The organism is Bacillus proteolyticus (assembly GCF_001884065.1).
Taxonomy (GTDB): Bacteria; Bacillota; Bacilli; order Bacillales; family Bacillaceae_G; genus Bacillus_A; species Bacillus_A proteolyticus.
In genome coordinates, this window is sequence record NZ_MACH01000142.1 from 210,451 (window position 1) to 236,847 (window position 26,397).

Below are 26,397 nucleotides of genomic sequence, written 5' to 3' on the forward strand. Positions count from 1 at the left end.
GTTTTTATTGTCAATGAGTATATCGTTTCACTTTTTCATCAAAAGCAATATTCTGATAACTAATACCCATACTACTATAATCAAAAAAGCCATACAAATGTATGACTTTTACCAATATTTTTTGTTCTACTATATGTTTACTTCTCACTTACAGCAGGAAACAATTCCGACAGAACAACTACCCTCCCCATCTCATCTTTAAATACAATATGTTCTCTTGTTAAATGGCGTGGGCTCTTTACCCCTGCTGCTGCCGCTAATGAAAACAAACTATATCTCATACTAATAACATAGTTCATTACTCGCCATTTTTTCTCATACGGATCTAATGCTTTTTGGTAGTGTGGATTTGTAGTTGCAACCCCCGATGGGCATTGTCCTGAATTACATTGAAGTGCCATAATACAGCCACTCGCCATCATAAATCCACGTGCTGAATTTACGGCATCTGCACCGATAGCTAAAGCAATCGCCACTTTATCTGGTGTGACTAATTTCCCAGAGGCAAACACCTTTAATTTATCCCGAACACCAAAATGATTTGCTGTATCAATAAATGTAAGTAATGCGGGTATAAGCGGAAGTCCCATACTATCTGCCATCGATTTATACGTAGCACCCGATCCACCTTCTGAACCATCAATTGTAATAAAATCTGGATAAATATTTAATTCACTCATTGTTTTTAATAAATCTTCCAGAGGCTTCTGCTGTCCAATTACGATTTTCATCCCGACTGGCTTACCACCGTTTTCTTGCAACTTTTGAATAAAGTAAAGTGTATCCGCTGCATTTTTTAAAAATGAAAATCGATTCGGTGAATTAATCGTCTCCCCTTCTCGTACGTTCCGAACAGAAGCAATTTTCTCATTTACTTTTTGTCCCTCTAGATGGCCACCACGTATTTTAGCACCTTGCCCAAATTTTAACTCGAACGCCTTAATATTACTTTCTTTCGCTTTATCCATAAATTTCTCCATTGAAAAATTCCCGTCTTCATCACGGTATCCGAATAACCCTGGACCAATTTGTGCAACGATATTCGCACCTGTATGTAAATGTTCTGGAATTACACCCCCTTCTCCAGTATTAATCCACGATCCACCTGCCATTTTCGCACCAAAACCGCTCGCTAAAATATAATTCTCTCCAATCGCACCGTAAGATGTCGCTGATGCTCCAAACATTCCATGTAGCTTCCATGGGTATTTACGATTTTCACCAACTATAATTGCATCGTCATCTTCATATAACCAAAGATTTGTTGTATCCGCTGTCAATTTCTCTCTTCTTGAAAATAATCCTTCTTTATGAATTACATACTTTTTCCCCTTACTTTCTTTCGTGAGATTTACACTTAATTCATCTGTTAAAATCGGAAACAATGTATTAGCAATATAATAGCCAGATGCATCAAAATCTCGTTTCGATCCAAAACCAAGTATTTCAGAACGATATTTCGCTAAGAACATAACACTTTGAAAATCGTAACGTGAAAAAGGTTTTCCATCCGTGTCATGATCAAACCAGTATTGCCGGAATTCCGGTCCTATCTTTTCAAGTAAATAGCGCATTCTTCCTAAGTATGGATGCAGTTTTAATATAGAATGGTGCGTCCGTTTTTTTATAAAAAATGTAATAATAAAAAAGACAATTAAAAGTAACATCAAAAAGAGCAATATACTAATAATAACGAGTAGAGTTTCACTCATCCCGCTTCCCCCTATGAAATTCCATAATAAAAGGAGAACACTTCATGTGTTCTCCTTTTATCCTTATTCAAATTAACGTAGCAAGATGCTCTTTCGCATCATATTCAACTAAACTTTCAGCATTTTTAATTCGATGAACAAAATCCGGATTAGCGATTAATGGTCTTCCAAATGCCGCTACATCAATTGTTCCTTCTTGCAGTGCTTCTTCTGCCTCTTTCGGATTTAAATTACCTACTCCTACGATAGTACGATCCCAATACTTTCTTACTAATTGATGAAAATTCATTTCGTCAGCAATAACTTGCGTATAATTCATCGTTGAAGGGTGAATCATCGTTAATCCAACTTCTTTGAACATATTTACAAAAGTTTCAATTGCAAGTTCAGGGTTCTCCCACATATAAGTAGGATTATCACCTTTGAAAGCAGAGAAGCGAAGAAGTGTTTTATCAGCTCCAACCACTTCTATTACAGCCTCCGTTACTTCTTTCATAAACGTTAACCTTTGCTTTAAGTCTCCCCCGTATTGATCAGTACGCTTATTCGCAAACTCATAAGTAAACTGATCAATTAAATATCCGTGTGCACCGTGGATTTCTACTCCATCAAACCCAGCTTCTATCGCATTCTTCGCAGCTTGTGCGTATTGACCGATAACTTCTTTTGCTTCTGCTAACGTCATTGCTTCTGGTGTATCAAACGGTTTACGAAAACGCGGAACATTCCCTTCCGCAGCAATTGCAGACGGTGCTTGTGGCATTTGACCACCAATTATTTCGTGATGACTCATACGGCCAACATGCCATATTTGAGCAATAATCGTTCCGCCTTCTTTATGTACTGCCTCTGTAACAGGTTTCCAAGAATCGACTTGCGCTTGTGTGTAAATACCTGGTACTCCTGGATTCCCTTTTGCTCTCGGACTAATAACAATTCCTTCTGTAATAATTAATCCCAATCCATCAGCAGCACGTTTTCTATAGTATTCGACTACATCAGCACCAATTACTCCTGTTTCATTATCCGCGAAACATCTCGTCATCGGTGCCATTGCTATACGATTACGAAGAGACCAAGAACCTATTTGAATCGGATCAAACAACTTCGTCTTTTCAATATTTTCAAAAGAGCCCCAAGCGTTTATATTTGTTCCTTCATAAATACTCGCTGCTTTATTATTTGAACTTGTCATTTTTCTTCCCCCTAAAAAAATTCTTACTACAATCGCATCATACTTACTTTTAGATAGTAACGTCAATTTATACGTCTTTGCCATTATAAATTCGAATATTAAACAAACAGAATGATAAAAACAAAAATTAAAAAGGTTTCCTAATTAGGAAACCTTTTTTTAGTTGACCATATAAGGCTAACAATTCGTTTATCTCTTTTACATAAAGAAAATAAACAATTATTATCTCCTCACATATGGAAAATCTCTTAACAATAGAAGTGGGAGTGGTTCAGTATTCTTCTAAAAATAATAACTTATATACCTAAAAAAATGAAAGCCCTACCTCTCTTTCATCCTTACGGCTCCTCGTCCGTGCCAGTGTGAATCAGGATTGCAAAAATCAAGTAACTATTTTATCGAGTTATTTAATTAAACCTCGAACATTCGTAAAAGAAATTAAAAAATAAAAATGGATTAGATTGTAGTAATAACAAAAGAGGTTAATGCTCTAAAAGTGGTTTGAAAGAGTTGAATGTCTTTGAAATGATTGATTCTCTATAATTATATTCCCAAAAAATTCAAGATCTTTTTTGGGATGTAATACATTATCTACAATGAATCTTAACAAAAGCTTTTTATTTGATTTTCTGTGATACCTTCAATTAATCCCAGTTCACTAATCAAAAATTCATGTGCGTTATCTAACATTTTCTTTTCGCTTGCATTAAGTGCTTTTTCCTTCTGCATACGTAATAAATCACGTACAACTTCAGCACCTTCTTGTATTTTACCCGTTTTTATTTTATCAGTGTTCAATTTATACCTTTGTTTCCACGTAAGTAATCTATCTGATTCTCCATGTTGAAAAACATCTATTATGTGTGTTAATGCCTTTAGAGTTGTAACTGGTCGTATATTTGAATTCAATATTTTCCCCATAGGAATCATTACTTCCATATTACTAGCCGACATTTTTATAACATAATACTGTTGTTTTTCTCCTGAAATTTCCTTTTCTTCTATGGCTTTAATTATACCTGCTCCGTGCATTGGATAAACAATGTTATCGCCAATTTGAAACAAATAATCCACCTCCATATATGGTAACCTTCTCAAGCATAACACACATTTATTTTTTTAGCAAAATTTTTATAATATCACAAAAATATTTTCCATGTCAATTTATTTACACATAAAAATTCAATCTGTACAGAAACACTAAAAAACCCGCATTTTTGTTACCTTTTCCTCCAATTTTATATACCTTGTAAAACAAAAAATACATCACTACATATAAGTAGCAATGTATTTTTATATAATGTGCAACATGAAAGACAAAAACGGTTACTTCAAAACTTCACACGCACAATTCTTCGCTTATATACTAACCTGTTTACTAATCGTTTCTCGCGCTAAAAGAAAACTCATAATCACTTGCGCAGCTACTCTACTCGTCATATCCCTAAAATCAAGAGTTGGATCAATTTCGACTATATCCATCCCTTGAACGAGTGGCTCTTTACCAAGGAATTCAATTGCATCAAGTAAAGTTGTACTATCCATTCCACCAGGACCAATTGCTGGACAGCCTGGCGCAAACGCTTGGTCTAATACGTCCATATCAAGAGAAATATAAATAGAAGTCACACCTTGTTTTCTTAATACTTCAATACTTTCTGAAATAAGATCTTTTATTTCTCGCTCTCTTACATCTTTCATTGTATACACTTTCACGCCATGCTCTTTTGCATATTCATGGTACGTACGTGCATTTGAAAAATTACGAATTCCGATTTGAACGAGTTGTTTTCCTGTAATCACATCATTTTCTAGTAAACTACGGAACGGTGTACCATTTGATGGACCACCATCATCTAAATTGCGTAAATCATGATGGGCATCAAATTGAATAATACCGACCTTTCCTTTACTATTTGCAAAACCTGTTATACTCGGGAAACTAATCGAGTGGTCACCACCAAGAACGATCGGTATCATTTTCGGGTTTACTTTCGTCAAGTGACCAACTGTTTTCGCAATTCGGTTATGACTTTCTTTTAAATCTGTCACATGCATCGTAATATCACCGCAATCATGAAGAACACTTTCTTTCATATCGTGTTCTTCTGTAATTGCGTACGTGCTATATGCATCTAACATCGCACGAATTGTTTTCGGTGCAAAACATGCCCCTGAATGACTAATAGATGGTTTAGAAAGAGGTGCACCAATTAAGGCTGCACCGAATATTTCTACGCCTTCCTCCCAATCTTTAATCATCTCACTCCATTTCGTTACTTCACGATCAATAAATTTTGCATTTTTCTTTAAATAGTGGCCGTGCTCCACGATTGTTCACCTCTTGTATATGCGATATTACCGTTCTTCCACACTGTATTTACATGACTTACGCCGTAATGGTACGGTACGTAAGCATAATTGTAAGCATCCCATAAAACTAAATCTGCCTTACGACCAACTCTAATTTTCCCAGCTACATCACCACGATTAATTGCGTAAGAAGAGTTAACTGTTACGGCATTCCAAACTTCTTCTGGTGTCATTTTCAGTTTCAACATCGCAATGCTCATAATAAGCTGGATGTTTTCAGTTGGACAGCTACCTGGGTTAAAGTCTGTAGCTAAAGCAACCGCTACACCTTCATCAATCATTTTGCGTCCACGTGCAAAACTTTCTTTATTTAAATAGAAAGTTGTCCCTGGTAATAAAGTCGCTACTGTATTAGAGTTTGCAAGCATTTCAATTCCTTTATCAGAAGCGCCAACTAAATGGTCCGCTGATGCTGCACCAATTTCAGCTGCTGCTTCCGCACCACCAAGAGGGTCGATTTCATCTGCATGGATTTTCACATCAAAGCCAAGCTCTTTCGCTTTTAATAAAAATTCTTTTGATTCCTCTACAGAGAACACACCTGTTTCGCAGAAAATATCGACGAATTCAGCTAATTGCTTCTCTTTCATTTCTGGCATTAAGTCTAACATCCATTGTAAAAATTCTTTTGATCTACCTTTATACTCTTTCGGAACTGCATGGGCACCTAAAAATGTGGAAACTAAATCGATTGGATGTTCTTTTTGTAATTGCGCAGTTGCCTCTAATTGTTTCCATTCTGTCTCATCATCTAATCCGTAACCACTCTTCGCTTCTACAGTTGTCACACCGAAAGATAGCATACGGTCTAAATGAAATTTCGCTTTTTGAACAAGTTCTTCTTTCGACGCCTGCTTCGTTGCATTTACAGTTGAAAGAATACCTCCGCCTTGTTCTAAAATTTCTAGGTACGGAACTCCTTGTAATTTCAGCGCGATTTCATTTTCACGTGATCCACCAAATACAAGATGAGTATGCGGATCAACAAGACCAGGAGAAACCATTTTCCCGCCGCAATCAATAACTTCTTTCGCCTGAAGCCCTTTTGCTTCTTCCGCTGTTCCAACGAAAGTAATTACGCCGTTTTCAATTCCAACTACACCGTTTTCAATAACAGGAAGCGTGTTCATCGCTTCCCGTCTTAACAAGCCATCTTCTTGATCCATTGTTAGTAATTGACCGATATTTATTAGTAAAGTGTCCAGCATGTTTTCTCCTCCTTATTTCATCATTGGAATGTTAACGCCTTTTTCTTTCGCTGTTTCAACAGCTAAGTCATATCCAGCATCTACGTGACGAACAACACCCATTCCAGGATCAGAAGTTAATACGCGCTCAATACGTTTTGCTGCTGCTTCTGTTCCATCTGCAACAATAACCATTCCAGCGTGAAGTGAATAACCCATACCAACGCCACCACCGTGGTGAACAGATACCCAGCTCGCACCGTTTACACTGTTAATTAATGCATTTAAAATTGGCCAGTCTGCTACTGCATCACTGCCGTCTTTCATCGATTCTGTCTCACGGTTTGGAGATGCTACTGATCCGCAATCTAAATGGTCACGACCGATAACGATCGGTGCTGACAATTCGCCATTTGCCACCATTTCATTAATGATGCGGCCAAATTTTGCGCGCTCACCGTAACCAAGCCAACAAATACGTGATGGAAGACCTTGGAACTCAACTTGTTGACGAGCCATACGAATCCAGTTACATAAATGCTCGTTATCAGCAAACTCACGTAAAATTACTTCATCAGTTTTATAAATATCTTCTGGATCACCAGAAAGCGCTACCCAGCGGAACGGTCCTTTTCCTTCACAGAATAACGGACGGATAAATGCTGGAACGAATCCTGGGAAATCGAATGCATTTTTCAAACCTTCATCAAAAGCAACTTGGCGAATATTATTTCCGTAATCAAATGTAATCGCGCCTTTTTCTTGCATAGCAAGCATTGCTTCTACATGTTTTTTCATACTTTCTTTTGATAATTGTACGTAACGTTCTGGATCTTCTTCACGAAGTTTCGCTGCTTCTTCTAACGTGTAACCTACTGGAATATAACCGTTTAATGGATCATGAGCAGATGTTTGATCCGTAACTAAATCTGGCGTAATATTACGCTTCACTAACTCAGGTAAGATTTCTGCTGCATTTCCTAACAACCCAATTGAAATTGGCTCTTTCTTCTCTTTATACTCGTTCGCAATAGTTAATGCTTCTTCTAATGATTCTGTATACAGATCACAATATCTCTTTTCAATACGACGATCGATACTACGCTTATCTACATCAATAGCGATCACAACACCGCCATTCATCGTTACAGCAAGAGGTTGCGCACCACCCATACCACCTAAACCAGCAGTAAGTGTTACTGTACCTTTTAATGATCCATCGAAATGTTGACGTGCCGCTTCACCAAATGTTTCATATGTTCCTTGTAAAATCCCTTGTGTTCCAATGTAAATCCAGCTACCAGCTGTCATTTGGCCGTACATCATAAGACCTTTTTTCTCCAGTTCACGGAAGTGATCCCAGTTCGCCCATTTTGGTACTAAGTTTGAGTTCGCTAACAGAACGCGAGGTGCATCTTCATGTGATTTAAAAATTGCAACTGGTTTTCCTGATTGAACAAGTAACGTTTCATCGCTCTCTAACGTTTTTAATGAATCAACAATTGCATTGTAGCTTTCCCAGTTACGAGCTGCACGACCAATTCCGCCATATACAACTAATTCTTCTGGTTTTTCAGCAACTTCAGGATCTAAATTGTTCATTAACATACGAAGTGCAGCTTCTTGAACCCACCCTTTCGTTTGTAACTCAGTACCTCTTGCCGCACGAATTGTTTGTTGTACTTTTTCCATTTCAATCTCTCCCTTTTCTTGTTTTATAGTGCTGCGTTTACATCCAATCTTTCTTTTATCGAATAATTCGTTTTTAACCAATGCGTGATATTTTCAATATCCGTTGAGAATATGCGATCATTTGTAATAGAAGGTACTTGCTGACGGCCTTGATGATAGAACGTTTTCGTTACTGTACTCATGTTTTCAATACCGCGATATTCTGCTGCTTGCATCGCACAAATCATCTCAATAGAAAGAACGCGTCTTGCATTTTGAATAATTTGATGTGCGTGACGTGAAGCGATTGTCCCCATACTCACGTGATCTTCTTGGTTAGCTGACGATGGAATTGAATCTACACTCGCCGGATGTGCTAACGTTTTATTTTCTGAAACGAGTGAAGCCGCTGCATATTGCATAATCATTGCACCAGACTGAAGTCCTGGCTCTGGACTTAAAAATGGTGGTAGATCATTTAATTGCGGATTTACTAAGCGTTCAATACGACGCTCTGAAATATTTGCAAGTTCTGCCATTCCAACTTTTAAGAAGTCCATGGCAAATGCAATTGGTTGTCCGTGGAAGTTACCACCTGAAATTACTTTTTCCCCGCCATCAAAAATAAGTGGGTTATCTGTCGCTGCATTCATTTCAATTTCTAATTTTTCTTTCACGTAATTTAAAACTTGCCAAGAAGCACCGTGTACTTGTGGGATACAACGAAGTGAATATGCATCTTGTACCCGAAGTTCTCCTTGCTTTGTTGTTAATTTACTATCATGAAGAATGTCACGAATTCTGCTGGCTACTTCTACTTGCTCTTTATAACCACGCGCTTTATGAACATTTTCATCAAATGCATCAATAATGCCGCGCAATCCCTCAATTGTCATAGAAGCGATTAATTCAGATTGATAAGCCGTTGCTTCAGCTTCTATATAAGAAAGAACTCCTTGCGCTGTCATCGCCTGTGTACCATTGATTAACGCAAGACCTTCTTTTGCTTCAAGTTCAATAGGTTCAAGTCCTTCTTCTGTAAGAGCGACCATCGCATGAACTCGTTTTCCTTTGTAGAACACTTCACCTTCCCCTAATAAAACGAGAGCAAGATGAGATAGAGGTGCTAAATCGCCACTCGCACCAAGTGAACCTTGTTGCGGAACGACTGGGTGAATTTTACGATTTACAAACTCAAGAAGCATATTTACAACAAGCGGTCTAACACCAGATACTCCTTTAAGCATCGTGTTCGCTCGTAAAATTAACATACCGCGTGATACTTCTTCAGGAAATGGGTCGCCTATCCCGCATGCATGTGATTGAATTAAGTTGTGCTGAAGTGCCTTTACATCATCTTTTTGAATAAGCACATCACTAAACTTTCCAAAACCAGTTGTAATACCGTAAACAACTTTTCCGTCCTCTACAATTTTCTCGACAACTTCGCGGCACTCTGCCACCTTTTGCATACTAGTTGGGCAAGCTGTTACACCTTCACCTTCAAGTAACAACCTCTTCATTTCTTCAACTGTCAATGTGTGTCCTGTTAGCGTAATCATTCTTTTTCCTCCTTATAAAGGCAAAAGGGGACCTTATCTTTTTAAGACAGACTTCTGTCCTAAAAAAGTAAGGCCCCCTTCTAACTAATAGACTATGGGCAAATCATATGTGATTAATTCCTAAACCAATCGCCTCATGCTCAGATCCTTTTACAGGTGCACCAATCGTTCCATATAATGCAACAGCAACCCATTCGCCTTCTTTTTTTCCGTCGTATGGTCTACCGCGCACAATCGCAAAGCGAAGTCCTACTGTACGAAGAACGTCTGCTAACTGAATTTGACCTCTCGTCACTCCGTACAAAGCTTCCATTATTGCATGATAAAGTGCATGTGTTTCTCTGTAAACGTCTGTTTCAATAACTTGGGTGCTTTTCGCCGCTGTTTCCATTGCTGCTACAACCTTTTGCGAATTCATAGAACCCACTTTCCCCGTACAATACTTCCAACCTTTTGGAATAGATAATACAGGGCTTTCATTCTCATCCGCAAGTGCCAACAGCATGGCCATACGACCAATTCGATGTGTTCCTTGAAGAAGCATGTGACTCTCTCATTTCTTTTGAATTATTTGAATATTACTTAATTTAAGAATATATGAAAACGGTTAAATCGTCAATAGTTTAAAATAATATTCAAACAATTTTTTCATCTTCTCAATTTGTGTACACAAATTATTTACATAAATTTTTCAAGCGTGCTATAGTCTCACTAACAGATGCAAAGGAGCGAAATTTCAGTGGCGAAGCGAAAAGATATTCATTTTCGAATTGAAGAAAAATTACTTGAAAGATTTGAAGCAGCACTCCATTACGAAAGTTTAAATAAAACAGACGTATTAACACATGCAATCCAGCAATTTTGCATAAAGGTGGAATGTGAAAAAATGAATGATGTAAAACGCCAATACAGCGTAAGCAACCATTTACAAACACGTATCAATACGCATAAACATTTTGAAGAGAAACGAGTGAATGTAGATGAAGTCGTCATGGAACATTTACAACTCCAAGGAGAAGAAAAAATATTAGAGGTCGGATGCGCTAATGGAAAATTCCTTTCCCTTTTACAAACAAACGGTCATAAAGGACATCTAACCGGCTTTGATCAATCGGAAACTATGCTTTCTGAAGCTGCAATAAAGAATAAAATAATTGAATGGAAACTGGGCGATGCTAGTAAACTTCCTTTCGACGCTAATTGTTATGACTGGGTAATCGCAAGGCATATGCTATACCACATGAAAGATGTCGAAAAAACAATTCAAGGATTCCATAAAGTAATTCGTCCCGGCGGCGCACTTTTAGCTACAACAAATTCCAAAGTTTCAATGCCTCGTATAGTTGAAATGTGTAACAGCATGCTAGACGCATTTGACTTACCAAAAACATCAGTAGCGGTAGCTCCATTTTGTTCAGAAAATGGTAAAGAGATACTACAATCTGTTTTTTCAACTGTTGAAGAAACAATTATTCATAATGCACTCGTTTTCCATCATGCCTCTCCAATTATAAACTATATTTCTAGCATGTTTCCGTCCCTGAATATACCTGATAATATATATCTTCACACTGAAATGAAGGAATGGCTAAAAGAAGAAATAGAAAATGAATTATCATTTCACAACGGTATATGGCGCGATCCGAAAACGATAGCGATTTATCAATGTAAAAAAGAAAAAAGCTAGCAAATGCTAGCTTTTACACGTTTTCCGGTAAAAGATTCTCCATCATCATATTGCCCTTGCCACCATAAAAATTTGTATTATGTTCGTTCGCTACTCCAAAATAAGAAGCAACTGCTATTCCGAATGGTACAAAAGCATGTCCTTGTGCTGTAATAATATTTGAGTGTCGCACAACTTCTTCATACACAAAATTTTCTACTGGAAAACAATCTATTTTTTTATAATCGATAGTCACTGTATACGAGATTTCTTTGAATAAGCCTGCTTTTGCTAGCACATACGGTCCAGCACAAATAGCAGCTACTAATTTTTCTTGTTCGTGAAATTGACGGATGAGTGAAAAGAGTACTTCCGCACCCTTCATATGTATTGCATCTCCGCCTGGAATAATAATCCCCTCATATTCTTCTACACGCACTTCACTTAATTCTATATGCGGTTGTACTTGCAAGCCTGTTTCACTTATAATCAATTCTTTTGTTAAACCCGCAGTAATGATTTCATATTTCTTTTTCAGCAATGCTGTTGCTACTGTAATTTCAAACTCCGCAAATGTTGGATATACGAATAATAATATTTTTTTCATAGTCCTTTCTCCTTTAACCAGCCCATAAAATATGCTTCTAATTCATCCACTGTTAATGTATTCGTGTCCACACAAGTTACAGGAAATTGTTTATACCATTCTTTTTCAGTTTCTACTAATTTAAATTGTTCCTCAAAAGTACTTCGATTTCTTGTCATATCATTATTTTTTCTATCATATACATTCTCTTTCGAAACGTCTAAATAAAAAATTGCATCCGAACGGCATTCTCTTAATTTATACAATTCATCTTTTAATTCTGTTTCTATATCCCACTCTTTCCCTATCACTTTCGGATAAAAGAGTGTATAAAATTCAATATCTTCTGGCCCACGATCAAAAATCACGACTGAACTTTTCACATTTTGAACCTCTTTTATTTTTGCTTCAATAAACATTTTTTGATTTGTAATAAATCCCTCTTTTGTACACATATCCAAATTTAATTTTTTTCGCTTTTCTACAATTTGATAAGGATTTTCATATATAACTGAAAGCCCACATCGCTCTAAGCTTTTGGCCAATGTTGTTTTTCCACTTGCCATCGGTCCTTGAAGTGAAATTACGTATACCATCCCTCTCATTCCCTTTTCTTATAATACATTGATAATATACAGAATTTTGAAAACTATCAACATAATATATATCACCTTGTTTCTTATTCTTATGTAACTTATAATAAAAAATAGAGATTATGACGGACGCAAAATAATGTAAGCTTGGAAATCCAAGCTTACATTATTTTTTGCTTTCCCTTTTCTTATAAAAAGAGTATACTAAATTAGAACGTATGTTCTTAATAATTACATACAGTAAGGAGATAGAACAATGGTATACGACACAAAAGCAATTTCTTGGAATGCATCTTTAAAACAACTTCAACGCCGCTATACAAACAAACAAGTTGACCGAAAAGAATTTGAAGATATTGAACTAATGGAATTCTTCCGCGATAACGACTACATTTCTTTACCTACACATATAAGCGGCCTATCAACAGCGCGTTTTACTTCTTACTCTATTTTCACAACTGAAGATAAAGATCGTAAAGTTGGCACACTTATTATTGAGTACGTTGAAGACGATAATAATAATTTATGTGTTGAACAACTATACTTCGTTTAAACTATAACGCTTGGTCAAATTGACCAAGCGTTCTTGCTTTCTATGAATCTCACTGTTTATAATATGAATAAAAGAAGACCGCAATCATTAAGGGGGGATATACTTGCTCGAAGGATGGTTCAGTTGGTTCATTGTATTATGGACTGTAATTTTATTAGGACTTATGTCTATCGGTGGATACTTTATGTTCAGAAAATTTTTAAAACGATTACCGAAAGAAGACGGCATGTCTATTTTAGATTGGGAAGCACACTACATTGATCAAACACGACACTTATGGGATAACGAGCAGAAACAATTATTAGAAGAACTCGTAAGCCCTGTTCCTGAACTATTTCGTGATGTTGCTAAATCAAAAATTGCTGGTAAAATTGGGGAACTAGCATTACAAGAAAATGCCTCTAAAATTACACAAGATTTAATTATTAAAGGATATATTATCGCCACACCAAAGCGTGATCATAAATTTTTAGTTAAAAAACTACAAGAAAAAGAGATTGATTATTCTAATTATCAATCTTTACTAACAAAATACCCTTCGTAAAAAAAGATTGCTAGCTTATGGCAATCTTTTTTAACTTACAGTTACTGATTTTGTAGCAACTAGACGAGCCTCTCCTAACTCTATTTGCAAGCCTACAGCACCAGCATAAATATAATCAAATGTATTTGGAATATTAACTGACGTAGAAGTTGATCCCGCTGTTAATACACCGTTCGCAGGAACATTCGTCACATCAAATTCAGCACGCCGATTCGTTGCAGCAGTTCCAATAGGCATATTTCGGTCTGCAAAGCTACCTACTGTATCTAAATTCCCTAAATAATTATTAACTTGTAAGGCGAAAAAGTTTGGATTAGCATTGTTAGGTCCTGAAAGTGCACTACCATTTAAAACAAATATATCTGCAGTCGCATCCGTATCACCATTAGGAATTCCAGTTGGAACCTTGAATCCATCAGAATCAGTAACTATTTCATTCCAAGTACAGGTTATTACACTCCCAACTAATAGAATGATTACAAATATCGCATCAGTTACGTATACTTCTCAGCCTGATCCTACTAGACCACCCGTCACAACAACGACAACGACAACAACGACAACAACACCACCAATTACGATAGAAGTAAACCCGAATGAGCCAAACACATTTATTAAGACTGCAAATGTAAATAGCGCCCAGCTTGGTGACTTCATAACATATACACTTACCTTCACTAACAATGGCACTATACCAGCACATAATTTACTCATTACCGACTCACTACCTCCTGAAGTTACTTTCTATCAGGATTCAGTAACAGTAAACGGCGTATTACGTCCTGGAAGTAATCCAGCTATTGGTATTCTTATTGAAACTGTCAATCCAGGGGAATCCGTTATCGTTCGCTTCATCGTACAAGTAACAAGCGAGCCACAAAATGGCCTTATCCGAAATACTGCGTGAGTTAGATATACACTCAGACCAGACCCTACTAAACCACCAATTCCTGTTGATGAGACTTCAGAACCTAACATCGTTCCGTTTATCGGTCCATTCGTCTCACCAAACTTAAATTATTTTTTTAATGGTGAACGTTTTATACGTCGCGGTTGGAACAGAGGATGTTAACAATATAAATAAAAAGACAGCGTTTTTGGCGCTGTCTTTTTATTTAATACATATACAGTTTTAAGTTAGCTTCATATCTTTTTCATTATAAAAACCGTCTTCTTTTTCCATTTCCTTCTGTAATTTCGTAAAGGAACGGTACATCGCAATTCTCCATGACACAATCATCGCAAACGCAAGTAAGAAGAACATGCCACTAAGTTGTCCTAAATCAAGAGATTGGCTTAAGTATGTTTTAAATACAATTCGCACTACAAGTAATCCAATTAATATAAAAACAAATGCTTTTGAACGCTTCAAATAAATCTCTTGCCCTCTAATTTCAAATTTAGATGTTTTAATAAGAAAAATAGAGAAAAACAAACCAACGCCAATAGCTTCTAACATTTCCGCTGGAGTTAATCGAAATTCAGGAAAAACATACATCAATGCTCCCGTGCTCATAAAAAATGGTGGAAGTATAATTTTTTTCAATGTTGCGGGTTTCTTAGCTGCTTTTAAACGAATAAACATCGCACCGACAGCCATACAAACAGCAACGATACTTGATAAAAGAACTATGTTCATATTTTCTCATCCTTTTTTGTGGCTATATGCAAAATATACTTTCATTATATGCTTTTCCGTTAGTATTTCCAACATTTTCACAGAATAATACTAAAAACCGGTAAAACCACCAAATAAACTTGAGAAATATACGATAATTTTCGTCATCCAATTAAAATATAAGAATATCCCCATGACAATCATAATGTATCCTCCGATTTTCATGAAAGCCATACTATTTCTTTTAATCCAAGACATTTTCGTAATAAAGAATGAAAGTACGAAAAACGGGATAGCAAATCCAAGTATGTAAGCAATCATATAAATCATTGCCGATTCTGGATTTGTTGCAGCTAATCCAATTACAGACACTAAAATAGGGCCAGTACATGGTGTCCACCCTGCAGCAAATGCCAATCCAATTAGAACTGAACCAAAATAACCACTCGGACGATTCTTAAAAGTAAATTTACGATCTTGCATTAAAAACTTCGGCTTAAACACACCGACAATTATAAGACCGAACACGATGATAAATATACCACCTAACTGTCTAATTAAATCTTTATAATCCGTAAAGATGCCTCCGATAAAACTTGTACCAAATCCAATCGCAATAAAAATAATTGAAAAACCAAGTAAGAAAAACGCTGTATGTATCATACTTCTTTTGCGAAGCATTGCATTTTCTTCTTTCAATTCAGAAACCGACATACCTGTTATGTATGATAAAAATGCCGGGTAAAGCGGTAAGCAACATGGGGAAATAAATGATAAAAACCCAGCGCCAAACGCTAAAAAAATACTAATATCTTGCATGATTCCACTCCTCTCCTTACATATTGTAGCAAAAACACATAAAAATACTATGAACAATTCGTGAACTCACTTTAACAACGTGATAATAAGAAAAACTACTCTTTCAAACAGTTTCTAATAAAACGTTTTCATTTCCTTCTATTATATAGAACAATCTCAATTGAATTATGAAGCTCTTTCTAGTTGTTACTAACATAACAAAGGTATCACAGTTTCTCAAATACTTAGCACATTACAATCAACTTCACACATATTGACCTGAAAAAATATTTTTTTCAAATGCTGTCTTTATACAATGTAACACTGATTTTACAATACTTTAATTATTATTAATTTCAAGATTATGCATAAATATCATACTTTTATTATTATTCTATAAAATGTCGCACTTTTCTTTCAGTTGACCCTTTATTTTTAATTTTGTATACTTCCCTCTAGTTATATATGTCCGTTACGGAACAATTTCATATAGATGGGAGGAATTTTTCATGCTTCGTTATTCTCTTTTAGTTTTATTAGGAGCGTGTAGTTATGGGATTTTAGCTATTTTTGTTAAGCTTGCATATGCAGAAGGATTTTCACTCGGAGAGGTAATTGGTAGCCAATATTTGTTCGGTTGGATTATTTTGCTTACTATTACACTTCTATTTTCTAGACACCGTGTTCCATTAAAACAAGCGTTAATTTTATTCGTTGCAGGAACATCGGCAAGCTTCACTGGAATTTTTTATTACGCTTCATTAAAAACTGTACCAGCTTCTATTGCAATTATACTTTTATTCCAATTCGTTTGGGTTGGGATTATCATTGAAGCAGTCGCAACGAAAACATTACCTTCAAGAGAAAAAGTTATTTCGGTTATTTTCTTACTTGTAGGTACATTTTTATCAAGTGGTTTACTAGAAAAATCAGCAGGTGATTTCGATACGACTGGAATCATTTTAGGTTTATTATCTGCCGTCACATTCGCAACATACATTTTCGTGAGCGGAAAAGTTGCTGTTGAAGTGCCTTCATTACCGCGCGGTGTTCTTTTAATGGCTGGTGCTTTAACTTTAGTAATGCTCGTATTCCCGCCAACATTTATTATGAACGGTGCCATTTCTCAAGGGCTTTGGAAATATGGCTTAGGATTAGGAATATTTAGTATCGTTATTCCGTCTATTGCCTTTACAATTGGCATTCCAAAAATCGGTTCTGGATTAGCGACTATTCTTGGTGCAGCAGAACTACCAGTTACAACTATTATGTCTGTATTCGTTTTAAAAGAAGCTGTACTATCTTCACAATGGTTCGGTGTATCACTTATTTTAATCGGTATCGCAATCCCGCAAATTGCATATGCAATGCGTGGACGTCATAGAAAACAGCATACTCATAAAAAAGTTGCAGCATAAAGTGAAACTTTAATCAGTGGGGGTTTTGTTCATCCCCACTGATTATTAGTTAAACCAATCGGGGATAAACGAGAGAGGATTTTCATTTGAGAATCCTCTCTTTTATTATTGTATAATTAATATAAATACTTCACTTAAGAAAGAGGGCATAATAAGTGGCATCTATTCCAGATCAATTAACAGAAAAACTTATTTCTATTCGTCGGCATTTACATGAAAATCCAGAACTATCATACGAAGAATTTGAAACAACAAAAGCGATAAAAAATTGGTTAGAAGAGGCCAATATCACTATTATGGATTCCAACTTAGAAACAGGGATTATCGCTGAAATTTCTGGTAATAAAAATGGACCAGTTGTAGCGATTCGTGCTGATATCGATGCTCTTCCTATCCAGGAAGAAACAAGCCTTCCATACGCTTCAAAAATACAGGGTAAAATGCATGCTTGCGGGCATGATTTTCATACGGCTGCTATTATTGGTGCAGCTTATTTATTAAAGGAAAAAGAATCTTCTCTTAACGGAACTATACGCTTTATATTTCAGCCAGCTGAAGAAAGCAGTAATGGTGCTTGCAAAGTTATTGAAGCTGGACATTTACAGGATGTACAAGCTATCTTTGGTATGCATAATAAACCTGATTTACCAGTAGGTACAATCGGTATTAAAGATGGACCACTAATGGCCGGAGTTGATCGATTTGAAATTGAAATTCACGGAGTTGGTACACATGCAGCTGTACCAGATGCTGGCGTTGACCCTATTGTCGCATCCTCTCAAATTGTTATGGCACTGCAGACAATTGTAAGTCGAAATATAAGTTCATCTCATAATGCAGTTGTTAGTGTTACAAACATCCATTCAGGAAATACGTGGAACGTTATTCCTGAAAAAGCTACGTTAGAAGGAACTGTACGTACATTCCAAGCTGAAACACGTGAAAAGATTCCAGCATTAATGGAGCGTATTATTAAAGGGGTTTCTGATGCACTAGGTGTAAAAACAAAATTCCGATTTTACCCAGGTCCTCCTGCTGTTCATAACGATAAAACACTCACTAATCTTTCTATTCAAATTGCAGAGCAAATGAATCTAAACGTTATCTCTCCTACACCATCAATGGCCGGAGAAGATTTTTCTTTTTACCAACAAAAAACACCAGGTTCATTCGTCTTTATGGGAACAAGTGGTACACATGAATGGCATCATCCATCTTTTACAGTAGATGAAAAAGCATTACCTATTAGCGCGGAGTATTTCTCCTTATTAGCCGAAGAGGCTATTCATCAATTAGCACATACAAAAAGCCGTTAAGTTAATCCTTAACGGCTTTTGCCTATGCGGTTAAATCTCGTTTTATAAATACTGTATAAGAAATCCCTAGAAATACAATTAAATACAGAAGAAGTATACAAGAAGCGAATGGGAATGTTACTCCATCAATAAAGCTTCCATTCTTTGAAATACTATATAAATCTGTGTTTGCTGGCAATAAATATTTCGCCCATTCATATCTAGTTGCTGCTATTAACGCAATATTTCCTGATAAAGCAAGAAATAGCGAAATACCAATTGCGCCGCCACTAGATCTCGTTAAAACAGAAATCATAAATGCAAACGCTGCGTACACAATAGTTGGCAACCACGATAAAACATAATACTTACTTACTTCCATAAAAATGTTTTGTTTTATTATATTTCCATCTCGGAAAATAAATTCACTCCATGCAGGCTGTTGGAATTTATAAATAACAAGTCCACATAAAGCTGAGAAAATCATATTAAATATAAACAATAACGCTGCAAATAACACGATCGCTAAAAATTTTGCTGTTAAAATTTTAAATCGATTTGCCGGACGGATCGTTAAAAACTTATATGTTCCCCAGCTATATTCATTCGCAAAAATTGTACTTGCATACACGAGAATAAACGGAAGCAAAATTGGAAATACAATGAAACCTGTATCTCTCATAAATGAAAGCGGTGAACTACTTGACGGTGCTATGTCCGTATCTAAATGCTTCATTTTAAGCAGATATTCCTTTACAAGCTCGTCCCCTGACTTTTCTGCTAAAATATCCGCTTTTTTCATGCCGAGCTTTTTCTCAATTTCTACAGTACGTTCTGTATAATCCACTTTCCACCCTTTTGTTTCTGGCTCTAAATACTTGACCGTAACCCATCCTAATCCAACAATTAATACTGCAATAACTGCAAAAGGAATAATCGTTCGCTTTCGCTTAAATATTTTATACAACTCGTTATAAACTAAATTAAACAATATCTTTTCCCCCTGTTAATTCTAAAAACTGCTCTTCTAGCGTTTTTCTTTCTTCATATACACGATAAACTTGAATGTTTTTCTCCATCAATGTACGAATAATATTTGGAATTTCTTCATCTTTCACGTTTATAACTAATTCGTTTTCTTCTACTAAAACATCGTATTCTAAAACTTCTTTCGCTTTATTCACATCATCTACACGTATATGTATTTTTTCCGTTTCTTCCTTTTTGTCACTTTGAATATTTTGTGTTGCGACATATTCTCCGTGCTGAATAATAATAACTCTGTCACACATTAATTCTACTTCTGAAAGTAAGTGACTAGATACAAGAACCGCCTTTCCTTGTTCATGTGCAATTTTCTTTATGTACATCCGCATTTCATGTATACCACTAGGATCTAATCCGTTCGTTGGTTCATCTAGTATTAATACGTCTGGATCATGAATAAGCGCCTGAGCAATTCCTAAACGCTGTCTCATACCGAGTGAATATGCTTTTACTTTACGATCAATTACTTGTCCCATCCCTAGCAATTGCACTACTTCATCGATACGTTCTTCGGTCACATTTCCATTCATTCTTCCGAAATATGTTAAATTTTCATAGCCGCTTAAGAAAGGATAAAATTCCGGTGTCTCAATTACAGCACCAATTTTCGCAGCAGTTTTTTCAAATTGCTGTTTTACAGATTGACCATCAATCCATACTTCTCCTTCTGTCATACGAATCATTCCAACCATCATTCGCATTAATGTCGTTTTCCCAGCACCATTTGGTCCTAATAAGCCAACTACTTCACCTTTTTTCACTTCAAAACTAATATTTTCTACTAACGTCTTTGAACCAATTCGCTTTGTTAATCGATCAACTTTTACGATCGCTTGCTCATTTATCATTCCATACAACCTTTCTTCTTAACTCTTTTTTTCAGTTCTTCCCACTGTATCATGATTAATAACATGTGTAAAATGAAGAAAAAGCCATGATTTCTCATGCCTTTCTCCTCGTTTCATATGACTTTTCATTTTTTAACCTTTGTATAAATCTACAACATTGCCACATCGATATTATAATGACGGTTATCATAACAACTGCTGTTACCATTATCGCATACAACGTAATTGGTGCATTTGTTACTCCTTGGATTCCTACTACTTTCATAAAAATAATAATAAATAATTTCAGAAATAACATACCATGAATTAATCCGAAAATGAAAGCTCCTCCGTAAGTTAATAATTGCTCCTGGCATAATAAACATAACATTTCTTTTCTCTTCATATTCACTACTTCATACGATCTAAACTCCTCTCTCCTACTCTGTAAAAGAGAGGCTGTCATTTTATAAGTAATGAACATACACACAAAAATTACAAATAGAAACATTGCATAAAACCACTTTACAAATATAGGTGTATATTCCGCTTTACTTATTACATCTTCATTGAACCGGAATGATATCATAAAAAAACAAACCATTGTATTCATAGCAATCCACATAAATTGTTTTAACCTTCTGATAGCAAATTTTTGTATATTTTTTCTCGCCAACCGAAATAAAGACATAAATTTCTTCCCCTACCTCACTTCATAACATACTCCTTCTATAATACTAGTGTATAAAAATATGACATTTTAAACATCGCACTTCAATCGGAATCTTTACTAAGCCTTTAGTCCTAGAAAATAAAATGGGAATAAAAACATTTATATACTATAATTGTAAAAAGGAGGGGTTATATGCGTATAAAATTACTGTTTATTCTTTCTTTGTTACTTTTCACTAGTTGTAGCTCACTAAAAAACAATGAAGGTGCCACTGTTAAACCATATAAGTTAACAAAAGAGCAATCTGATATTTTACAAATGACTCCTATAGGAGAAGGAAATAGAATGTTTTATAACGTTACAATCAAAAATAATAAAGATGAACTCCATGCTACAATTGACTATTATCAAAATGGTAAAAAAGTAAAAGAAATTGCTAACATAGCTTCATCACATTTTTCAGAAAAGAACATAAGGCTTTCATGCATAGCACCACATCTCCAATTTGATAAAGATGTACAAGAAAAAGGCCAATGGTATATTAATATCGACGGTGGTTCAACGCTTGTTCCTGAAGAGTCCCCTCCAATCGTAAATAGTTCTGCAACTACTACAATTCAATCTACTAAAAACGTAAAATACAATCAAAAAACGATTTTAGCCGCTGTAATCCCAACAAATAAAGAAACTATAAGCGTCCCTACAATTGATGAAGAAACGGGTATTGATCTACTCTTAAAAGAAAACGAACATGTTTATCTATTTAGTATCGAGCTAAAAAAACAATAAAGCGGAAATGCAATTTAGGTGCATTTCCGCTTTATTGTTTAACAAGGTGTAGTTTTGTGTATCTTAATTAAATCCCTTCTCCGTCATGATTACTGCTCACCCTTCCCATCTTCCACTTCAATCCTTTTTTTCTCTCTTGCAATTTTTAAGAACTCTAACAGCTCTGGATTACTATTCATTTTTTTGTAAGCCACCGACATTTCTGCTACAAAATTAGAATCGCATAGTTCCTTATATACAACTTCTGTTTTATACAATTTATTTGCTGATACAGGTATTACCGTAATTCCAATACCTGCTGCTACAAGACCCATGACAGTTTGATACTCCGTTGCTTCTTGTACAATGTGCGGACTAAAACCTACATCACGGCAAAGTGATAGAATTGTATCATATAACGCTGGCCATACTGGTCTCGTAATAAATACGAACGGTTCATCCCTTAAATCTTCGATATGTATTTCGTCCTTTTCAGCAAGCGGATGTGCCTTTGGTAAACATAACGTACACGAAAGTTTTTGAATTGGTTCTAACTCAAGTAATTGCGTTGGAATTGGCGGACGTAAAAATCCAATATCAATTCGATTATCATGAAGTGCATGCACCTGATCCGGTGTTGACAATTCATGTAATGCTACAGACACTCTCGGAAATTTCTTTCTATACTCTCTGACGATTGACGGTAAAATATCATATATTGCCGCACCTACAAAACCAATTGAAAGTGATCCAACTTCTCCCCTTTGCGCACTTTGTGCAACTTCTACTGCTTTTTCAATTTGTTCAAACGCTTTTTTTACTTCTTTTAAAAACATTTCTCCTGCTTCTGTTAATTCAACCTTTCTCTTCGTTCTTGAAAATAACATAACTCCCATTTCTTTTTCTAATTGCTGAATTTGTTGACTAAGCGGTGGTTGTGTCATTTGTAAACGAGCAGCTGCTCGTCCAAAGTGTAATTCCTCTGCCACTACAACAAAATATTGCAAATGCCGTAATTCCATTTTGGACACCCTTTTCACTTTCGATTAATACATCTAATATATTAATAACATATAATTTATATATTAGACAAATATTTCGAATGAACGTATAGTAGAAATTGTTAATTCTTTTTTACAATTTTTATGTAAAAAAAGAAAGAGGTGGTTACTGTATGAAATGGTGGAAGTTAAGCGGACAAATATTATTATTATTTTGTTTCGCTTGGACAGGTGAATGGATTGCAAAACAGGCACACCTCCCAGTTCCAGGAAGTATAATCGGTATTTTTCTATTATTAATCTCATTAAAATTTAATATAGTGAAAAAAGAATGGATACAAGACGGTGCAGACTTTTTATTAAAAGAACTTATTTTATTTTTCATCCCTTCTGCAGTCGCTGTCATTCGTTACAAAGATACATTATCACAGTATGGAATCGATCTCATTTTAATTATCGTGATTAGTACACTTTGTGTCACTCTCGTAACAGGACTATTAACAGAATTGCTATTAAAGCGGAAAGGATCAACACAATGATCGGCTTTCTTTGTTTGCTATTAACACTATTCACATATTGGGTATCTAAAAAAATGTATCAACGCTGGAATTGGAGCTTACTTTCTCCCCTGCTTGTATGCCCAATCATTTTAATTACTTTATTGCTCGGATTAGATACACCATACGAAACCTACGAATCTGGTAGTCATTGGCTAACAGAATTATTAAAGCCTGCAACGGTTGCTTTCGCGTGGCCAATCTATAAGTATTTTGATCTATTAAAAAAACATGGCACTGCTATTTTAATTAATGTCATTGTCGGTTCTTTTCTTTCAGTTATTACTTCAGCACTACTAGCTAATTTTTTTCAAATTGACTCTACAATAGAACAAAGTTTAGCACCGCACATTGTAACAACACCTATTGCAATGGCTATTTCAGAAATGATTGGCGGCATGTCACAATTAACAGCGGTTTTCGTCGTATTAACTGCCTTAACTGGAGCGTTACTCGGTCCTACGCTCATACGCATATGCCGTATTAAAACAGCGCTCGCAAAAGGTATAATGCTAGGTACTAGCGCGAATGGAACCGGAACATCAAAAGCATTTGAAATCGGTCCTATAGAAGGTACAATTGCAAGTTTATCAATGCTTTTAACAGCTGGAGCTAGTTTAGTTATCGTTCCGCTTTTTTTATCTTGGTTACACTAAAAAAAGCAAGTGTTTAAACACTTGCTTTTTTATTTATATATTTATTTAAAATCTTATAATCCTCCGGGAAAGATAGCGTTAATTCCTTCATTTCATCTATCCTCTTCCAAGCAATTTCATGTATTAACTCATCAGGATCTTGGATTTTCATACTACCGCCTATTTTTTTAACGACATAATAATGAACGTATACAGGAACCCCATATGTAATACCTTCTTTTTCGTATATTTTATTTACAACCTCCACATTGTAACCCGTTTCTTCCCAAACTTCTCGAATACAACATTCTTCTAGTGTTTCTCCATTTTCAAGCCCACCACTTGGAACAGACCACCTTTTTTCTTCACCCTTTTGCCCTTGCAACACCATTAAAATTTCATTTCTTTCATTTACACATACTGCTGCACAACCTAACCATCTTTCCATATACATCCCTCCCCTATAAAAATTCACCTTCTTTATCATTTTCTCCTTGAAAAAAGAGGAAAAAAGTAAACTAATGACGAAAAATCACATTAACTTCATAGACAATCCCTTCTTAGAAATTAAAAATGGAAGGATGAAATTATGATTTCTAAATATGTTGTGGAATGTGTTCTTTGTGAAGAAAATCGAAAACCTCGGCAGGCTATCGTCACAGTACCCGCCACTTCGCAGCTACTAGCAATCCAAAAGGTACGGGCTGAATGCACACGGCGCTTCGGAAAAACTTTATTATTGCAAACAGAAATTAAAGAAGAATTACTCATTGAACAAAAAGAAAGCTGACCATAAATTGGCCAGCTTTCTTATCCGATCATATTTTCACATGAAGATTAGGGGCATCCTCTTTAAGGATCGGGATTTACCCATTATGTACGTTCCATAATGGTCATCGAACAATATATTTCTATACAATAAACTATTGAATAGAATAGGGCAAAACTTGTTCGCATTTTTTAGAAAAGGGATAGGGATATAATTCAAGTAATACTTCGAATACTCGAACTTTACACTCATTATATTAAAACAAATTCTTTTATATGGGAAATATGAATTACTTACATAATTCATTCGTAAAATATATTAATAGTTTTCTTTACTCTACTAACAACATACATCCAGCTAGTATCGGTGTCATAATCATTGAAAACCTTAAAAGCATCCGAGGTGCATAATTTGTAAACTTAGCTCCTATATATGCCCCTAACATTGTCCCGATTAAAACTTGTACTAATAATACATAATCTAAATACCCTTCCGAACTATATCCAAGCCCACCTCCAATTGCGATTGGTAATATAACAAGCATTGTCGTCCCTACAGATTGCTGAATCGTTAATCCTAATAGAACTATTAATCCAAGTTGGATAAAGGGTGCTGAACCAATCCCAAATGAACCAGCTAACATTCCAGTAACCAGTCCGAGACATATACATTTAATCAAGTTATCTTTCGAAAGTTCGTTATGCCCTTTTAAAGACGACCGTTCCTTTTTTTGAAATATAATTAATCGAATAAACATAAAAATTGCAGATAAAAATAACATTCCCGCTGTAAACCAGTGTAGAAGATTCGCTGGTATTAGCGAACCAAACTTCGAACCAATAAAGGAACCAATCGCTCCAAATCCCCCAACAATTCCGCCTATTACAAACACAACATTCCCTTCTCTATAATGACTTACTACCCCAGATAATGTCGTAAATGCCATAGCAGTTAGAGATGTTGCAAGAGCAACGTGAATAGGGATATGGAATACTAAAGTGAGTATCGCGATGATAAATCCTGCTCCTCCTGCTCCGACAAACCCTAATAAAACTCCCATTAATAACATTGTTATAATAATTGCCACATATTCCCCCTCCAATATTCCAATTATCTATCACATGCGCACTTCTATACAAACAAAAAGCATCCTAAATGGATGCTCTTTCTACTTTTTCTATATTAATAATATGTACTTACTCTTGATTAATCAAAATAACAGCGGGACCAGAAACAACTACTCCGGCCACTTCTATCTTTTCAAATTCCATCACTGTAATAGATATAACCCCTTCTCTTTCCATCAATTCCTTACTCAGGACTTCAGTCGGTATTGATTTCACCGTCCT

The 26,397-nt window shown here is 35.7% G+C and carries 28 protein-coding genes and 3 pseudogenes; 10 read left to right on the plus strand and 21 right to left on the minus strand.

Annotated elements, in window-relative coordinates; all coding sequences use genetic code 11:
• Nucleotides 1–137: 137 nt before the first annotated feature.
• The 8 genes from BAQ49_RS26325 to hutP all read right to left on the minus strand — a co-directional run bounded on the left by BAQ49_RS26325 (nucleotide 138) and on the right by hutP (nucleotide 10,244).
• The gene (locus tag BAQ49_RS26325; RefSeq protein ID WP_071747696.1) at nucleotides 138–1,712 is read right to left on the minus strand and encodes an FMN-binding glutamate synthase family protein; all 1,575 of its coding nucleotides are present in this window, start codon (nucleotides 1,710–1,712) and stop codon (nucleotides 138–140) included.
• A 67-nt stretch (nucleotides 1,713–1,779) separates the two neighbouring features.
• Entirely contained in the window at nucleotides 1,780–2,907 is a 1,128-nt protein-coding gene (locus tag BAQ49_RS26330) for an alkene reductase (protein WP_071747697.1), read from the minus strand.
• Nucleotides 2,908–3,510: 603 nt separating this feature from the next.
• Nucleotides 3,511–3,972, minus strand: a complete 462-nt coding sequence (locus BAQ49_RS26335) for a CarD family transcriptional regulator (RefSeq protein ID WP_000486322.1) — start codon at nucleotides 3,970–3,972, stop codon at nucleotides 3,511–3,513.
• 294 nt (nucleotides 3,973–4,266) lie between these two features.
• Nucleotides 4,267–5,238, minus strand: a complete 972-nt coding sequence (hutG, locus tag BAQ49_RS26340) for a formimidoylglutamase (protein ID WP_071747698.1) — start codon at nucleotides 5,236–5,238, stop codon at nucleotides 4,267–4,269.
• Nucleotides 5,217–6,488 carry an imidazolonepropionase gene (gene hutI, locus BAQ49_RS26345; RefSeq protein ID WP_071747699.1) on the minus strand — a complete coding sequence of 424 codons (1,272 nt, stop codon included), beginning with the start codon at nucleotides 6,486–6,488 and terminating at the stop codon, nucleotides 5,217–5,219. The genes hutG and hutI overlap by 22 nt, the downstream gene beginning before the upstream one ends.
• Before the next feature lie 12 nt (nucleotides 6,489–6,500).
• Nucleotides 6,501–8,159: a urocanate hydratase gene (gene hutU / locus BAQ49_RS26350; RefSeq protein WP_071747700.1), complete on the minus strand. Its 1,659-nt coding sequence runs from the start codon at nucleotides 8,157–8,159 to the stop codon at nucleotides 6,501–6,503.
• 23 nt (nucleotides 8,160–8,182) lie between these two features.
• Nucleotides 8,183–9,700 carry a histidine ammonia-lyase gene (gene hutH, locus BAQ49_RS26355; RefSeq protein WP_071747701.1) on the minus strand — a complete coding sequence of 506 codons (1,518 nt, stop codon included), beginning with the start codon at nucleotides 9,698–9,700 and terminating at the stop codon, nucleotides 8,183–8,185.
• Between the two features lie 103 nt (nucleotides 9,701–9,803).
• Complete coding sequence (hutP, locus tag BAQ49_RS26360) at nucleotides 9,804–10,244, minus strand: histidine utilization transcription antiterminator HutP (protein ID WP_000926520.1); 441 nt, start codon at nucleotides 10,242–10,244, stop codon at nucleotides 9,804–9,806.
• Between the two features lie 195 nt (nucleotides 10,245–10,439).
• On the opposite strand from hutP, the gene BAQ49_RS26365 reads away from it, so the two are divergent.
• The gene (locus BAQ49_RS26365) at nucleotides 10,440–11,387 is read left to right on the plus strand and encodes a class I SAM-dependent methyltransferase (RefSeq protein WP_071747702.1); all 948 of its coding nucleotides are present in this window, start codon (nucleotides 10,440–10,442) and stop codon (nucleotides 11,385–11,387) included.
• A 13-nt stretch (nucleotides 11,388–11,400) separates the two neighbouring features.
• Here BAQ49_RS26365 and BAQ49_RS26370 read toward each other — a convergent pair whose 3' ends face one another.
• Nucleotides 11,401–11,973 carry a DJ-1/PfpI family protein gene (locus BAQ49_RS26370; protein ID WP_071747703.1) on the minus strand — a complete coding sequence of 191 codons (573 nt, stop codon included), beginning with the start codon at nucleotides 11,971–11,973 and terminating at the stop codon, nucleotides 11,401–11,403.
• Nucleotides 11,970–12,557 (minus strand): AAA family ATPase, encoded by a 588-nt coding sequence (locus BAQ49_RS26375; protein ID WP_116733505.1) that lies wholly within the window; start codon nucleotides 12,555–12,557, stop codon nucleotides 11,970–11,972. Before BAQ49_RS26375 ends, BAQ49_RS26370 begins: the two co-directional genes overlap by 4 nt.
• A 244-nt stretch (nucleotides 12,558–12,801) precedes the next feature.
• Between BAQ49_RS26375 and BAQ49_RS26385 the strand changes: the two genes are divergently transcribed.
• Nucleotides 12,802–13,098, plus strand: coding sequence for a hypothetical protein (locus BAQ49_RS26385; RefSeq protein ID WP_000262392.1), 297 nt, complete (start codon nucleotides 12,802–12,804; stop codon nucleotides 13,096–13,098).
• 103 nt (nucleotides 13,099–13,201) lie between these two features.
• A complete protein-coding gene (locus BAQ49_RS26390; RefSeq protein ID WP_071747705.1) occupies nucleotides 13,202–13,642 on the plus strand; it encodes a DUF2621 domain-containing protein in 441 nt (146 codons plus the stop codon).
• 30 nt (nucleotides 13,643–13,672) lie between these two features.
• Here BAQ49_RS26390 and BAQ49_RS33780 read toward each other — a convergent pair.
• Nucleotides 13,673–14,029 (minus strand): annotated as a pseudogene (locus BAQ49_RS33780) (hypothetical protein); the annotation flags it as partial.
• 1 nt (nucleotide 14,030) lies between these two features.
• Between BAQ49_RS33780 and BAQ49_RS26400 the strand changes: the two are divergent.
• Nucleotides 14,031–14,714, plus strand: a pseudogene (locus BAQ49_RS26400) (hypothetical protein); the annotation flags it as partial.
• 60 nt (nucleotides 14,715–14,774) lie between these two features.
• Here BAQ49_RS26400 and BAQ49_RS26405 read toward each other — a convergent pair.
• The 3 genes and pseudogenes from BAQ49_RS26405 to BAQ49_RS34165 form a co-directional block, all read right to left on the minus strand.
• Nucleotides 14,775–15,281, minus strand: coding sequence for a CcdC family protein (locus BAQ49_RS26405; protein ID WP_001028439.1), 507 nt, complete (start codon nucleotides 15,279–15,281; stop codon nucleotides 14,775–14,777).
• Nucleotides 15,282–15,371: 90 nt separating this feature from the next.
• Complete coding sequence (gene ccdA, locus BAQ49_RS26410) at nucleotides 15,372–16,079, minus strand: cytochrome c-type biogenesis protein CcdA (RefSeq protein WP_071747706.1); 708 nt, start codon at nucleotides 16,077–16,079, stop codon at nucleotides 15,372–15,374.
• Between the two features lie 16 nt (nucleotides 16,080–16,095).
• A pseudogene (locus BAQ49_RS34165) lies at nucleotides 16,096–16,245 on the minus strand (peptidase T).
• A 322-nt stretch (nucleotides 16,246–16,567) separates the two neighbouring features.
• Between BAQ49_RS34165 and BAQ49_RS26420 the strand changes: the two are divergent.
• Nucleotides 16,568–17,476, plus strand: a complete 909-nt coding sequence (locus BAQ49_RS26420) for an EamA family transporter (RefSeq protein ID WP_071747707.1) — start codon at nucleotides 16,568–16,570, stop codon at nucleotides 17,474–17,476.
• A 155-nt stretch (nucleotides 17,477–17,631) separates the two neighbouring features.
• A complete protein-coding gene (locus BAQ49_RS26425) occupies nucleotides 17,632–18,792 on the plus strand; it encodes a M20 peptidase aminoacylase family protein (RefSeq protein ID WP_071747708.1) in 1,161 nt (386 codons plus the stop codon).
• A gap of 22 nt (nucleotides 18,793–18,814) precedes the next feature.
• On the opposite strand, the gene BAQ49_RS26430 is transcribed toward BAQ49_RS26425, so the two are convergent.
• The 3 genes from BAQ49_RS26430 to BAQ49_RS26440 all read right to left on the minus strand — a co-directional run bounded on the left by BAQ49_RS26430 (nucleotide 18,815) and on the right by BAQ49_RS26440 (nucleotide 21,336).
• Nucleotides 18,815–19,762, minus strand: a complete 948-nt coding sequence (locus BAQ49_RS26430) for an ABC transporter permease (protein ID WP_071747709.1) — start codon at nucleotides 19,760–19,762, stop codon at nucleotides 18,815–18,817.
• Nucleotides 19,755–20,666, minus strand: coding sequence for an ABC transporter ATP-binding protein (locus tag BAQ49_RS26435; protein ID WP_071747710.1), 912 nt, complete (start codon nucleotides 20,664–20,666; stop codon nucleotides 19,755–19,757). Before BAQ49_RS26435 ends, BAQ49_RS26430 begins: the two co-directional genes overlap by 8 nt.
• Before the next feature lie 94 nt (nucleotides 20,667–20,760).
• Nucleotides 20,761–21,336 (minus strand): FtsX-like permease family protein, encoded by a 576-nt coding sequence (locus BAQ49_RS26440; RefSeq protein ID WP_071747711.1) that lies wholly within the window; start codon nucleotides 21,334–21,336, stop codon nucleotides 20,761–20,763.
• 174 nt (nucleotides 21,337–21,510) lie between these two features.
• Here BAQ49_RS26440 and BAQ49_RS26445 point away from each other — a divergent pair, with 174 nt between their 5' ends.
• Entirely contained in the window at nucleotides 21,511–22,107 is a 597-nt protein-coding gene (locus tag BAQ49_RS26445; protein ID WP_071747712.1) for a YgaN family protein, read from the plus strand.
• 89 nt (nucleotides 22,108–22,196) lie between these two features.
• On the opposite strand, the gene alsR is transcribed toward BAQ49_RS26445, so the two are convergent.
• Nucleotides 22,197–23,108, minus strand: a complete 912-nt coding sequence (gene alsR / locus BAQ49_RS26450) for an acetoin biosynthesis transcriptional regulator AlsR (RefSeq protein WP_071747713.1) — start codon at nucleotides 23,106–23,108, stop codon at nucleotides 22,197–22,199.
• 152 nt (nucleotides 23,109–23,260) lie between these two features.
• On the opposite strand from alsR, the gene BAQ49_RS26455 reads away from it, so the two are divergent.
• Nucleotides 23,261–23,626, plus strand: a complete 366-nt coding sequence (locus BAQ49_RS26455) for a CidA/LrgA family holin-like protein (RefSeq protein ID WP_000872360.1) — start codon at nucleotides 23,261–23,263, stop codon at nucleotides 23,624–23,626.
• Nucleotides 23,623–24,300, plus strand: coding sequence for an LrgB family protein (locus BAQ49_RS26460; RefSeq protein WP_071747714.1), 678 nt, complete (start codon nucleotides 23,623–23,625; stop codon nucleotides 24,298–24,300). Before BAQ49_RS26455 ends, BAQ49_RS26460 begins: the two co-directional genes overlap by 4 nt.
• Nucleotides 24,301–24,313: 13 nt before the next feature.
• Here BAQ49_RS26460 and BAQ49_RS26465 read toward each other — a convergent pair whose 3' ends face one another.
• A complete protein-coding gene (locus BAQ49_RS26465) occupies nucleotides 24,314–24,727 on the minus strand; it encodes an NUDIX hydrolase (protein ID WP_071747715.1) in 414 nt (137 codons plus the stop codon).
• Nucleotides 24,728–24,868: 141 nt separating this feature from the next.
• Here BAQ49_RS26465 and BAQ49_RS26470 point away from each other — a divergent pair, with 141 nt between their 5' ends.
• Complete coding sequence (locus BAQ49_RS26470; protein ID WP_071747716.1) at nucleotides 24,869–25,069, plus strand: DUF3903 domain-containing protein; 201 nt, start codon at nucleotides 24,869–24,871, stop codon at nucleotides 25,067–25,069.
• 310 nt (nucleotides 25,070–25,379) lie between these two features.
• On the opposite strand, the gene BAQ49_RS26475 is transcribed toward BAQ49_RS26470, so the two are convergent.
• Nucleotides 25,380–26,135: a sulfite exporter TauE/SafE family protein gene (locus BAQ49_RS26475; RefSeq protein WP_071747717.1), complete on the minus strand. Its 756-nt coding sequence runs from the start codon at nucleotides 26,133–26,135 to the stop codon at nucleotides 25,380–25,382.
• A 109-nt stretch (nucleotides 26,136–26,244) separates the two neighbouring features.
• Nucleotides 26,245–26,391, minus strand: coding sequence for a BC1881 family protein (locus BAQ49_RS26480; RefSeq protein WP_000836278.1), 147 nt, complete (start codon nucleotides 26,389–26,391; stop codon nucleotides 26,245–26,247).
• Between the last annotated feature and the right edge of the window lie 6 nt (nucleotides 26,392–26,397).